Source organism: Agromyces sp. Leaf222 (assembly GCF_001421565.1).
Lineage (GTDB): Bacteria > Actinomycetota > Actinomycetes > Actinomycetales > Microbacteriaceae > Agromyces.
In genome coordinates, this window is the sequence record NZ_LMKQ01000001.1 from 3,104,832 (window position 1) to 3,116,379 (window position 11,548).

The 11,548-nt window shown below is 71.7% G+C and carries 12 protein-coding genes; 4 read left to right on the forward strand and 8 right to left on the reverse strand.

Annotation, left to right across the window (positions count from 1 at the left end):
- Positions 1-82: 82 nt before the first annotated feature.
- Positions 83-1,078: a dTDP-glucose 4,6-dehydratase gene (gene rfbB / locus ASE68_RS13875; RefSeq protein WP_055859781.1), complete on the forward strand. Its 996-nt coding sequence runs from the start codon at positions 83-85 to the stop codon at positions 1,076-1,078.
- A gap of 2 nt (positions 1,079-1,080) precedes the next feature.
- On the forward strand, positions 1,081-1,929 hold the full coding sequence (rfbD, locus tag ASE68_RS13880; RefSeq protein ID WP_082462262.1) for a dTDP-4-dehydrorhamnose reductase: 849 nt from the start codon (positions 1,081-1,083) through the stop codon (positions 1,927-1,929).
- A gap of 61 nt (positions 1,930-1,990) precedes the next feature.
- Here the strand turns inward: rfbD and ASE68_RS13885 are convergent, their stop codons facing one another.
- Both ASE68_RS13885 and ASE68_RS13890 read right to left on the reverse strand, forming a co-directional pair.
- A complete protein-coding gene (locus ASE68_RS13885) occupies positions 1,991-2,830 on the reverse strand; it encodes a glycosyltransferase (RefSeq protein ID WP_055859784.1) in 840 nt (279 codons plus the stop codon).
- Positions 2,830-3,777 carry a glycosyltransferase gene (locus ASE68_RS13890; RefSeq protein ID WP_055859787.1) on the reverse strand — a complete coding sequence of 316 codons (948 nt, stop codon included), beginning with the start codon at positions 3,775-3,777 and terminating at the stop codon, positions 2,830-2,832. The genes ASE68_RS13885 and ASE68_RS13890 overlap by 1 nt, the downstream gene beginning before the upstream one ends.
- 148 nt (positions 3,778-3,925) lie before the next feature.
- Between ASE68_RS13890 and ASE68_RS13895 the strand changes: the two genes are divergently transcribed.
- Entirely contained in the window at positions 3,926-5,068 is a 1,143-nt protein-coding gene (locus ASE68_RS13895) for a glycosyltransferase (protein WP_055859790.1), read from the forward strand.
- A 45-nt stretch (positions 5,069-5,113) separates the two neighbouring features.
- Here the strand turns inward: ASE68_RS13895 and ASE68_RS13900 are convergent, their stop codons facing one another.
- From ASE68_RS13900 to ASE68_RS13910, 3 genes are all read right to left on the reverse strand, one after another.
- A complete protein-coding gene (locus ASE68_RS13900; protein WP_055859792.1) occupies positions 5,114-6,487 on the reverse strand; it encodes an LCP family protein in 1,374 nt (457 codons plus the stop codon).
- Positions 6,484-6,951: a 5-(carboxyamino)imidazole ribonucleotide mutase gene (purE, locus tag ASE68_RS13905; RefSeq protein WP_200921756.1), complete on the reverse strand. Its 468-nt coding sequence runs from the start codon at positions 6,949-6,951 to the stop codon at positions 6,484-6,486. Before purE ends, ASE68_RS13900 begins: the two co-directional genes overlap by 4 nt.
- A 117-nt stretch (positions 6,952-7,068) precedes the next feature.
- Entirely contained in the window at positions 7,069-8,199 is a 1,131-nt protein-coding gene (locus ASE68_RS13910; RefSeq protein WP_082462263.1) for a 5-(carboxyamino)imidazole ribonucleotide synthase, read from the reverse strand.
- A 123-nt stretch (positions 8,200-8,322) separates the two neighbouring features.
- On the opposite strand from ASE68_RS13910, the gene ASE68_RS13915 reads away from it, so the two are divergent.
- Complete coding sequence (locus ASE68_RS13915; RefSeq protein WP_235480860.1) at positions 8,323-8,931, forward strand: GtrA family protein; 609 nt, start codon at positions 8,323-8,325, stop codon at positions 8,929-8,931.
- 54 nt (positions 8,932-8,985) lie between these two features.
- Here the strand turns inward: ASE68_RS13915 and ASE68_RS13920 are convergent, their stop codons facing one another.
- From ASE68_RS13920 to ASE68_RS13930, 3 genes are all read right to left on the reverse strand, one after another.
- Positions 8,986-9,801, reverse strand: a complete 816-nt coding sequence (locus ASE68_RS13920) for a DarT ssDNA thymidine ADP-ribosyltransferase family protein (RefSeq protein WP_055859800.1) — start codon at positions 9,799-9,801, stop codon at positions 8,986-8,988.
- Positions 9,802-9,991: 190 nt separating this feature from the next.
- On the reverse strand, positions 9,992-10,675 hold the full coding sequence (locus ASE68_RS13925; RefSeq protein WP_055859803.1) for a PH domain-containing protein: 684 nt from the start codon (positions 10,673-10,675) through the stop codon (positions 9,992-9,994).
- A gap of 7 nt (positions 10,676-10,682) precedes the next feature.
- On the reverse strand, positions 10,683-11,534 hold the full coding sequence (locus ASE68_RS13930; protein ID WP_055859806.1) for a biotin--[acetyl-CoA-carboxylase] ligase: 852 nt from the start codon (positions 11,532-11,534) through the stop codon (positions 10,683-10,685).
- Positions 11,535-11,548: the final 14 nt, after the last annotated feature.

Here is an 11,548-nt window from a genome sequence, read left to right on the forward strand (position 1 = left end):
GTCGCTGCTGCGCGGCCGGGCGGCATCCGGTCGGCTCACGTTAGACTCTCGCAGTCAGCGGTCGATCACAAGGAAGGCATTCATGAAGATCCTCGTCACCGGAGGCGCCGGGTTCATCGGCTCGAACTTCGTGCACTTCGTGCTGGCGAACACCGATCACTCGGTGACCGTCCTCGACAAGCTCACCTATGCCGGCAACCTCAAGTCGCTCGAGGGCCTGCCAGACGACCGCTTCGAGTTCGTGCAGGGCGACATCGCCGATGCGGTGCTCGTCGGCGAACTCGTCCCGGCGCACGACGCGGTCGTGCACTACGCGGCCGAGAGCCACAACGACAACTCGCTCGACGACCCGCGGCCGTTCCTCGACACCAACATCATCGGCACCTACACGCTGATCGAGGCGGCCAGGCGGCACGGCGTGCGCTTCCACCACATCTCGACCGACGAGGTCTACGGCGACCTCGAGCTCGACGACCCGGCCAGGTTCACCGAGCAGACGCCCTACAACCCGTCGAGCCCCTACTCGTCGACGAAGGCCGGCAGCGACCTGCTGGTCCGGGCATGGGTGCGCTCGTTCGGACTGCAGGCGACGATCTCGAACTGCTCGAACAACTACGGCCCCTACCAGCACGTCGAGAAGTTCATCCCCCGCCAGATCACCAACGTGCTCCGCGGCGAGCGGCCGAAGCTCTACGGCACCGGCGAGAACGTGCGCGACTGGATCCACGCGAACGACCACTCGTCGGCGGTGCTGACGATCCTCGAGCACGGCCGCATCGGCGAGACCTACCTGATCGGCGCCGACGGCGAGAAGAACAACAAGGACGTCGTGGAGCTGATCCTGACCGAGCTCGGGCAGCCCGCCGACGCCTACGACCTCGTCACCGACCGGCCGGGCCACGACCTCCGCTACGCGATCGACTCGACGAAGCTGCGCACCGAGCTCGGCTGGACCCCGTCGTTCTCGGACTTCGCCTCCGGCCTCGCCGACACCATCGCCTGGTACCGCGACCATGAGGACTGGTGGGCCCCGCAGAAGGACGCCACCGAGGCCCGCTACCTGGCCCAGGGGCAGTAGCCGTGCGCGTGCTCGTCACGGGTGCGGCCGGCATGCTCGGTCGCGACCTGCAGCGTGCGTTCGACGGCCGCGAGGTCACCGCGCTCGGCCGTGCAGATCTCGACGTGACGGATGCCGGGGCGGTCCGCGATGCGGTCGCCGGCCACGACGTCGTGGTGAACGCCGCCGCGTACACCGCGGTCGACGACGCCGAGACGCACGAGGCCGAGGCCTACGCGATCAACGCGACCGGTCCGGCGATCCTCGCGGCGGCGGCCCGCGAGCACGGCGCGAAGCTCGTCACCGTCTCGACGGACTACGTCTTCGACGGGTTCGCGACGGAACCCTATGCCGAGGACCGCCCGCGCGATCCGATCAACGCCTACGGCCGCACGAAGGCGGCCGGTGAAGAACTCGCGCTCGCAGCCCACCCCGAGGGCGCCTACGTGGTGCGCACGGCGTGGCTCTACGGCGAGCACGGACCCAACTTCGCCTCGACCATGCTGCGCATCGCCGCGCAGCGCGAGACGTGGACCGTCGTCGACGACCAGGTCGGCCAGCCCACGTGGACCCTCGACCTCGCGACGCGCATCCGTGAGCTGCTCGACGCCGACGCTCCCGCGGGCATCTACCACGGCACGAACTCCGGCCGCACGAGCTGGTTCGGCTTCGCCCGCGCGGTGCTCGAGGAGGCCGGACTCGACCCCGAGCGCATCCAGCCGACGACGAGTGCGGAGTTCGTGCGCCCTGCGCCGCGTCCGGCGTTCAGCGTGCTCGGCCACGACGCCTGGCGTGCGGCCGGCCTCGAGCCGATGCGCGACTGGCGCGAGGCGCTGACCGCATCGGGCATCGCCGCGCCCGCGGCATCCTGAACACCGCCCCTTCGGCACCATGGCCGCGCCTGCTGCGTCCTGAACCGTCGCGGGCTCGGCGTCAGTGGTCGGTGACCGCGCCGCCATTCGCGATGAAGCGCCGATAGGCGACCTTTCGCACGGACTCGGGCACGAACCGGTAGAGCCCGCGCACGCTCACGTTGCGCAGGTACTGGCCGCGCGTCGTGAAGCGGATGTCGCGGAGCGCGCGCTGCAGGGCGAGCTCGCTGCGCCACTGGGCCCGCCCGCCGCGCCTGGCGTAGGCGCCGGCGCCGACGCGGTACATGACGAGCGGCTCCGGCACGTTGCCGATGGCGGCGCCGTCGGCGATCATGCGCGCGAACAGCCAGTAGTCCTCCATGAGGCCCATGGGCTGGTAGCCGCCGACCCGGTCGACGGCCGAGCGCCGGTAGACGACGGTCGGGTGGCTGAACGGGTCGTGGAAGCGCGAGTAGGCGGCGATGTCGGCGGCGTCGGTGCGGGGTACGCGCTTGCCGACGATCGAGCCGTCGTCGTCGAGGAACTCGAACATGCCGGTGCCGACGAGGTCGAGGCCCGCCTCGACGAGCGGGACCTGCTTGGCGAAGCGTTCGGGCAACGAGATGTCGTCGGCGTCCATGCGCGCGACGATGTCGTGCTCGCTGAGGGCGAGGCCCTCGGTGAGTGCGCGGGTCAGGCCGACGTTCTGCTCGATGCGGTGGTGCACGACCGGCACGGCGGATGCCGCGACGACCGTCTCGATCGCGGTGGCGAGCTCCTCGTCGACGGGTCCGTCTTGCACGAGCACGACCTGCGCCGGCTTGCGCGTCTGCTGCGCGACGCTGGAGGCGAACGCCTTGGAGAAGTGCGCCGCGTCGTCGCCCCGGTAGACGGGCATGAGCAGCGCGAACGACTCGGCCATCAGCCCTCCACCGAGCGGACGGCCTCGCTCGCCGCTCCGAGGCCGGCGAGCGCCATGGGGTTCGGGCGAGGCCTGGTGCGCGTGCCGTCGCGGTAGCCGCGCCGCCAGCCGTCGCGCAGCACGGCGCGGTCGTCGGAGCGCAGGAAGGTCTTCAGCCAGCGGCGGATGCTCGAGGCACCGTAGACGGCCTTCTCGAAGGCCGACAGGCTCTGCGAGCGGCGGAACATCCAGAGCTTGTTGCGCACCTCGTAGTAGAACCGGGGGCCGGGGTCGGCATCGGTCGAGCCGAGCACCTTCGTCTTGTGCACGACGACGGAGGCCGGCACGTGCAGGCCGCGCCGCCCGCGCAGCACCCGCGTGGAGTACTCGAAGTCGTCGTTCCAGATGAAGTAGTCGGCGATGGGGAGCCCGACCTCACGCACGACGTCGGCCCGGACGAGCATCGAGACGAACGAGGTGCTGCGCACGGCGATGCCGCCGGCCCTGGCCGCGGCGACGCGCTCGGACTTGCTGACGAACGGCTTCTCGCGCGGGGTGTTCATGGGGTGCTCGGTGCCGTCGGTCCAGATCACGCGCGAGCCGGCGGCGACGACGTCGCTGCCGGCGACCGCGGCCAGCAGCGCCTCGAGCGCACCCTCGGTGGGTACGGTGTCGTCGTCCATGAGCCAGAGCCACTCGGGGTCGTGGCGTTCGAGCGCGAGCGCCATGCCCGCGGCGAACCCGCCTGCGCCGCCCGTGTTGCGTGCCAGTGTCGTGAGGTCGACGAGGTCGCCCGCCGCCTGCGCGACGTCGACGGTGTCGTCGGTCGAGGCGTTGTCGACGACGACCACCTTGGCGACCGGCGTGCGCTGCGCGGCGAGACCGTCGAGTACCTCGACGAGCAGGTCGCGGCGGTTGTAGGCGACCACGACCGCGACGACGCGCGGGTGCAGCGAGGGCTCGTTCATCTGACTCTCATGGACGGGGTGCGGGTGACATTCCATCTTGCCCTGCCCAGGGGCGGGATGCAGACCATGGGGAGCGGTTCCCGTCGGATTCGCAGCGCTGCTGCGGGTAGATTGAACGGGTTGCCGCGCACCGACCTGAAGGAGATGCATGCCCATCACGCTCCGGATGATCGTCGACCAGGTCGTCGCACCGGTGCCCGGCCCCCTCGGCAGGTACACGCAGGCGCTCACGTCGGCCCTGATCGCGAGCGCGCCGAGCGGGTGCGAGGTCGAGGGCATCGTCTCGTCGTCGCCCCCGACCGAGTACGAGTTCATCGAGTCGACCTTCCCCGGCATCGCGCGCCTCTACAAGACCTCGCTCGCACGACGCGAGCTCACCGCCGCGTGGCAGCTCGGCCTGACCACGTCGCCGGGCGGCGGCATGATCCACGCCCCGAGCCTGTTCGCGCCGCTGCGTCGGCACGAACGGTCCGTCTCGGGCGACCAGGTGGTCGTCACGGTCCAGGACCTCGCAGCATGGACGCATCCCGACGCGCTCACCTCGGCCTCCGTCTCGTGGCACCGTGCGATGCTCAAGCGGGCCCGCAAGCACGCCGACGCGGTCGTCGTGCCGACGCACGCCCTCGCCGAGCGGCTCGCGGGCATCGCCGACTTCGGCGAGCGGGTGCGCGTGATCGGCACGGCACCCCGTGTCGGGCTCACGGCTCCGAGCGAGACCGAGGCGACGCTCCGGCGGGCTGCGCTCGGCCTTCCCTCCGAGTACCTGGTCGCCGCCGGCACGCTCGAGCCGCGCACCGGACTCGTCGACCTGCTCGAGGCGCTCGGGCGCCCCGGCGTGCCGCAGATCCCGCTCGTCGTGCTCGGCCCCGACTCGTGGGGCGAGGTGCACCTGGCGAACGTCGCCGAGGAGTCCGGCGTCGATCCCCGTCGCGTGCAGGCGCTGCAGGTCGACGACGCGGGCGACCTCGCCGTGGTGCTGTCCGGCGCGACCGCCGTGATAGCGCCGAGTCACGAAGACGGCGCCGCGACCGACCTCATCGAGGCGTTCAGCATGGCCGCGCCCGTGATCCACTCCGACACGGCCACCCACCTCGAGGTCGCGGCAGAGGCCGGCCTCTCGGTCACGATCGGCTCCGGCGGGTACGCCGACCGCCTGGCGGCGGCCGTGACCTCGGTCGTCGAGCACCCGTCGTTGGCCGACCGCCTGGCGGTCACCTCCGCCGACCGGGCGCGCGCCTTCAGCTGGCGCGATTCGGCCGAGCGCATCTGGCAGCTGCACGCCGACCTCTGAGTCGCGCCGGCTTGCGCAGGCACCGCCCGCCGCACGGCGCCGTGCCTACTCCGCCGCGGGCTCCTCGGTCGGCGGGATCAACGCCTGGTCGATGAGCTGGCGCACGTACTCGTAGTCGGGGTCCTCGGCCGAGTCGACGCCGTTCTCGGGAGTCAGGGGCACCGAGATGATCGGCAGCTCCTTGGTCTTCAGGCCGAGGTTCACGAAGTAGCCGAGCATCGACTGCGGGATGTCGGTCTTGACGGTGTCGGCACCCGCCGAGGCGATCGACTGGAACTGCGTGAGCACGTTCGCCGGCGTGAACTGCTGCAGGATCGCCGCCTCGAGGTTGTGCTGGCGGAGCATGCGCTCGTAGTCGCCGCCCGCGACGCCGTAGCGCGCGCGGCCGTACCAGAGGGCGTGGTACCCGTTGAGGTGCTGCGGCCCGGGCTCGATCCAGCTGTCGACGCCGTTGTTGTCCTCGTCGCCGCCGATCGGGATGCGGGTCTCGACCTGGATGTCGATGCCGCCGAGGGCGTCGATGAGCTGCTCGAACCCCTGCATGTCGATGAGCACGTAGTACTGGATCTCGAGGCCGGTGATGCCCTCGACGGCGTCGCGCATGCCCTCGATGCCGGGCTCGCTGCCCTCGGCCACGGCGTTCGGGTACATGTCGGGCGACTTCAGCTCGACCTCGGTGTAGATCGAGTTCAGCTGGCAGACGTCGACCTCGCAGCCGTCGATCGAGCCGTAGCCCTCGGGGTACACGTCGTACAGGGGCGAGTCCTCGTTGAACGGCACGTCGACGAAGTCGCGCGGCAGCCCGATGGTCACGGCCTGCCCGGTGTCGGCGTCGATGCTCACGAGGCTCATGCTGTCGGGCCGCATGCCCTCGCGGTCGGGGCCGGAGTCGCCGCCGAGCAGGAGGATGTTGTAGCGCCCGTCGACGGGGGGTTCGGTCGGGCCGGCGACGAAGACCGACGAGAGGAATCCGCTCGCAGTGGTCGCGATGTACGCGCCGTAGGCGGCGGTGCCCGAGACGACCGTCATGACGACGATCGAGAGCAGGGCGACCCAGGCCCTCGCCGACGGAGCGGTCTTCACGAGGCGCACGAGCCGCAGCGTGTCGAGCGTGAGCACGACCCACAGCACGGCGTAGAAGAGTGCCGCGGCGGCGAGGATCCACAGCGTGACGCTCGTCGAGAGCACCGTGTAGAGCACCGTCGGCCAGAACAGCCACACGACGACCGCGATCACCGCGAGGGTCCAGAGCGCGAGGGTGGCGCCGAGGCCGAACCGCCCGAGTCGACGGTCGCCGGCGAGCGCCTGCACGGATCCGGGGATCAGCAGGTTCAGGGCGACCAACCACCACGCACGGCGGGTCATGACCGTGCGCGAGGCGGCGTCGGGGTACCGGATCGGGCTTGCGGCGAGTGTCATAGGGCGGACTTCAGCCGTTCGTTCTTCTCCTCGACGAGCGCGGCGAGCGACTCCGCGTACGCGGCGAGCGCGTCGGTGAGCGCGGGGTCCGCGGTCGCGAGGATCTTCGTGGCGATGAGGCCGGCGTTCTTGGCGCCGCCGATCGACACGGTGGCCACCGGCACGCCGGCCGGCATCTGCACGATCGAGAGCAGCGAGTCAAGGCCGTCGAGGCGCGAGAGCGGCACGGGCACGCCGACCACGGGCAGGGTGGTGACGGAGGCGAGCATGCCGGGCAGGTGCGCTGCACCGCCGGCTCCGGCGATGATGACCTTGAGGCCCCGCGACGCCGCCTGCTTGCCGTAGGCGATCATCTTCTCGGGGGTGCGGTGCGCCGAGAGCACCTCGACCTCGTGGGCGATGCCGAATTCATCGAGCAGGGCGGATGCCTCGCGCATCACGTTCCAGTCGGAGTCGGAACCCATCACGACGCCCACGAGCGGGCTGGTTGCTGCAGTCACCCGACGATCTTAGGATGCCCGGCTGGCAGATCGCCGCAGGGCGCGCACGCGGGCGCACACCGGCCGGCCACCGGCATCCGCTCAGTCCTGGAAAGCCGCCGCCGCCGCGCGTGCCTCGTAGACGACCGCGTCGAGGTCGTCGCCGATCGCCGTGACGTGGCCGACCTTGCGACCGGGGCGCGGCGCCTTGCCGTAGTTGTGCAGCTTGACGGTCGGGTGCTGCTCGAGCGCGTCGACGTACCGGTCGGCGAGCGAACCCTCGACGGGCCCGCCGAGCACGTTGACCATGACCGACCAGTCGGCGTGCGTGCCGGTACCGCCGAGCGGCAGGTCGAGCACGGCGCGCAGGTGCTGCTCGAACTGGCCGGTCGTCGCGCCGTCCATCGACCAGTGGCCGCTGTTGTGCGGGCGCATCGCGAGCTCGTTGACGAGGATGCGCTCGTCGGTGGTCTCGAACAGCTCGACCGCCATGACGCCGGTCACGCCGAGCCCCTCGGCGACGGCGAACGCGATCTCGGCCGCCACGTCGGACATGCGGCCGGCCGAGTGGGGGGCCGGGGCGATGACCTCGCTGCACACGCCGCCGACCTGCACGGTCTCGACGAGCGGCCACGCGGCGATCTCGCCGGACGGGCGACGAGCGACGAGCTGCGCGAGCTCTCGACGGAAGTCGACCAGCTCCTCGACGAGGAGGGCGCCGCCGGTGCCGTCTTCGGCCGCCGCGGAGAACCATTCGGCGACCTCGGCCGCCGCGCGCACGACTCGCACGCCCTTGCCGTCGTACCCGCCGCGGGGGGTCTTCACGACCGCCGCCCCACCGTGGGCCGCGATGAACTCGTCGAGCTCGGCCGGCGTCTCGATGCGCGCCCAGTCGGGCACGGGCAGGCCGAGCTCCGAGAGCCGCTCGCGCATGAGCAGCTTGTCCTGCGCGAACCGCAGCGGATCGGGGCCCGGCCGCACGGCGATGCCGGCGTCGACGAGCGCGCGCAGCACGTCTTGGGGCACGTGCTCGTGGTCGAAGGTGATCACGTCGACCTCGCGCGCGAACGCGAGCACGGTCTCGAGGTCGGTGTAGTCGCCGACCCGGTCGGCCGCGATGGCCGCTGACATGCCGTCCGCCTCGGCGAGCACGCGGATGTCGACGCCCAGCTCGATGGCCGCGGGGATCATCATCCGGGCGAGCTGTCCGCCGCCGATCACTCCGACTCGCACGCGATCGCTCCTCTGGTTCGGGGGTTCTGCACACGGGGATCGCCGGTCGCCGACACCCCGCCGGAGCCGGCTGCGCGGCACCCGTTCAGTCTAGGCGGCATCCCCGCGGCATAGGATGTGCCGGTGCCCGACCACGTGCCCAGCCGAACCCGCAGCGTCCTCTCCCGCGCATGGGACGGACTGCTCGCCTACCTGGTGAAGTTCGGCGTCGTCGGCCTGATCGGCCTCGTCATCGACGTCGCGCTGTTCAACCTGCTGCGCATCGGCGTGTTCGGCGAGGGACACTGGGCGCAGTCGGCGCTCGGCGCGAAGACGATCTCCACGAGCGTCGCGATCATCTTCAACTGGCTCGGCAACCGGTACTGGACCTTCCGCAGGCACCGCCGCCGCAACTACCTGCGCGAGTTCGGCGAGTACGCCGTCGTCTCGCTCGGCGGCATGGCCATCGCGCTCGGATGCCTGTGGGTCAGCCACCACTGGCTCGGCTACACGAGCCTCGTGGCCGACAACATCGCCACGAACGTCGTCGGTCTCGCGCTCGGCACGGCGTTCCGGTTCATCCTGTACCGGTACTGGGTGTTCGGGCACCACCGCACCGACGGGCTCTCGAACCTCGACCGCGTCGAGGAGGCCCAGCGCACCCTCTTCGAGGAGCCGGGCACCGGCGACGACACCCACGCGGGTCCGGATGCCGCGGACGGCCCCGGCCCCGCGGCGCTCAGCCCGCGCTGATGTTCAGCCGACGCTGACGTTCAGCCGACGCTGACGTTCAGCCGACGCTGACGCTCAGGCCTCGACCGCGCCGCCGCCGGGCTGGAAGTACGGCGGGTGCACCGCGACGCGCGTGCGCAGGTCGAACGTGTCGAGCACGGCGCGCACCCGGTCGCGGACCCGGTCGTTGCCGACGGCGATCAGCAGCACGCGCTCGAGCGGCAGGGCGTCGTGCACGAGGAACTCGCCGGTCGCCAGCTGGGCGCCGTCGTCGTCGCTGTGGATGCGCTGCAGCGCCCGCAGCACGTCGGGCCACGACGAGTCGACGACCGAACCGGTGGCCGCGACATCCGACCCGGTGATGGCGACCGCGCCGACCTGCTCGGTGCGCGCACCGACGGCCTTCTCGATCGAGGTCACGAACAGCACGTGGTCGGATGCCGGGCGCGAGGCGGCGCTGGCGGCCAGGCGGGGATCGGGCGAACCCGTGCGGAGCGCCTCCCAGACGTGGGCGTCGGTCGACAGCAGGAACGGCACGTAGTCGGCCACGACGTTGTCGGTGCCCTCGACGGGTGCCGAGCGGCGGAACTCGCGGGCGGCCGGCGCCGAGACGTCGACCTCGGGCTCCGCGCCGGTGGTGTCGGCGAGGATCGCGCCTGCGCCGAAGATCGACGCGAGGTTCTCGACGTGGGTGACGTGGTAGATGCGCACCGTCTTCGGGTCGACCGGCGTGAACGTCGCCGCGGCGCGCGTGCCTGGCACGCGGGCCGGCGGGCGCGAGGAGGTGCGGGTCGGAGTGCCGCGCAGCGACGTGGTCATGCGCGGGGTGCGCACGGTGGCCGTCACGGTCTTCGCGACCGGCTCGGGGGGCGGGAAGCACGTGGCGCACATTCCTGCTTCGAATCCGTGCCTGCATTCGTCCACGGGAAACCTCCATAGGGCGGCTCGCGCTCGGGGGCGCACGAGTCCGACCTTCTAGAGTAAGCCTTGAAACCGGATGCCGCGTGCGAGCCGTTTCGGCATCGGCCCTGCCGGGCCCGATTCGCGCCCGCTCCTCGTCCGTTCCTCGCCCGGTCGGCGCTCAGCGGCGGTGCCACGCGACGGTGTCGCCGTCGGCGCCCGACAGCATCGCCCTCCGGTGCTCGATCGCCGCCGGGCTCGAGGGATCCATGAGCTCCTGCAGGGCGGCCTGCACGAGTTCGGGGCGCGGCACGTCCTGCAGCACGAACGTGCGGTCGTGCGCGGTGTTGATGCGGACGTCGCCCGAGCCGAACATCGACGCGAACCAGCCCGCGCGCACGTCGACATCCGTGGCCCGGCTGTTCAGCAGTTCCTGGCGCACGCGCGAGAAGACGCCGTGCCGGAGGATCACGCGCCGGGTCGTGATCGTCGTGCGGCGGGTGAGCCAGGCGATGAGGGGCAGCAGGCAGCCGACGAGCACGACGAGCACGGCCCCGGCGAGCAGGCCGAGCTGCGCCCACGAGTCCTCGAGCACGCCGAGGCCGTAGGTCGTCGCACCGGCGACGACGATGAGCAGGAGCGCGGAGGGGATCAGGCGCCTCGCATGCGAGCGCACGCGAGCGACGACGCGTTCGGGGCGGATGACGGCCGCGGTTCCGCCAGGGACGAAGCCCGTCGACGCGACCTGCCCCGTGCGGGGATCGGCGCCGGGACGCGCGGCCTGCGCGGACGCAGCCTCGGCGTCGGCGCGCGCACTCGACCGTGCCGCCTTCTTCACCGCGCGCGAATCGCTCCCCCTCGCCATACGCCCATTAATACCTCAGGTGGGTCACATCTCCGGCGGCGACAGCCTGCTCCTCGCCGTTCTCCCGGTCTCGCACGACGAGGCGCCCGTCGGCGTCGAGCCGTTCGGCCGTGCCGATGAGCTGCTCGTCGCCCGGCAGCTCGACGCGCACCTCGGAGCCGAGCGTCCCGCAGCGCGAGGCCACGAGCTCGGCGACGCCGCTCGCGGCGGCATCCCCGCCGGCTGCGACGAACGCGTCGAACAGGCGCGAGAACTCGGCGAGGTAGTCGGCGAGCACGGCGTCGGCGTCGGGCGCCGAGCCGGTCGCGAGCAGCAGCGAGGTCGAGGTCAGGGTCGGCAGGTCGTGTTCGTCGAGGGTCAGGTTGAGGCCTGCGCCGACGATCACCGCGCCGGATCCCGGCAGCAGCTCCGAGAGGATGCCGCACACCTTGTAGCCCGACACGAGCACGTCGTTCGGCCACTTGAGCACGACCTCGACCCCGCCGGAGCGGTCGTCGGGGTCGGCGAGGTCGGCGGATGCCGCGGCCGCCGCCTCGACGGCGCGGGAGACCGCCTCGGTCATCGCCGCACCCGCGATCAGGGGGATCCAGCCGTACGCGTCGGCCGGCAGCGGCGCCTCCGCGGCATCCTGCGGGCGCAGCAGCACCGAGATCGCGAGCGTCTTGCCGGTCGGGGCGAGCCAGGTGCGCCCGAGCCGCCCTCGCCCGCGCGTCTGGTCGTCGGTGACGACCACGGAGCCGTGCGGCCAGCCCGCGGCATCCGCCCCCTCGACCGCGTCGCGGAGCACGTCGTTCGTCGACGTGGCGGTGTCCAGGAACTCGAGACGGGGTGCGACGTCGCGCGACTTCGGAAGGTCCATGCCGACAGTCTCCC

Excerpts from the sequence above, each read along its gene's own strand:
- rfbB (WP_055859781.1), top strand. The coding sequence starts at position 83 with ATGAAGATCCTCGTCACCGGAGGCGCCGGGTTCATCGGCTCGAACTTC.
- ASE68_RS13930 (WP_055859806.1), bottom strand. The coding sequence starts at position 11,534 with ATGGACCTTCCGAAGTCGCGCGACGTCGCACCCCGTCTCGAGTTCCTG.
- purE (WP_200921756.1), bottom strand. The coding sequence starts at position 6,951 with ATGGGTTCCGACTCCGACTGGAACGTGATGCGCGAGGCATCCGCCCTG.
- ASE68_RS13885 (WP_055859784.1), bottom strand. The coding sequence starts at position 2,830 with ATGGCCGAGTCGTTCGCGCTGCTCATGCCCGTCTACCGGGGCGACGAC.
- ASE68_RS13925 (WP_055859803.1), bottom strand. The coding sequence starts at position 10,675 with ATGGCGAGGGGGAGCGATTCGCGCGCGGTGAAGAAGGCGGCACGGTCG.
- ASE68_RS13900 (WP_055859792.1), bottom strand. The coding sequence starts at position 6,487 with ATGACACTCGCCGCAAGCCCGATCCGGTACCCCGACGCCGCCTCGCGC.
- ASE68_RS13890 (WP_055859787.1), bottom strand. The coding sequence starts at position 3,777 with ATGAACGAGCCCTCGCTGCACCCGCGCGTCGTCGCGGTCGTGGTCGCC.
- ASE68_RS13920 (WP_055859800.1), bottom strand. The coding sequence starts at position 9,801 with ATGTGCGCCACGTGCTTCCCGCCCCCCGAGCCGGTCGCGAAGACCGTG.
- ASE68_RS13895 (WP_055859790.1), top strand. The coding sequence starts at position 3,926 with ATGCCCATCACGCTCCGGATGATCGTCGACCAGGTCGTCGCACCGGTG.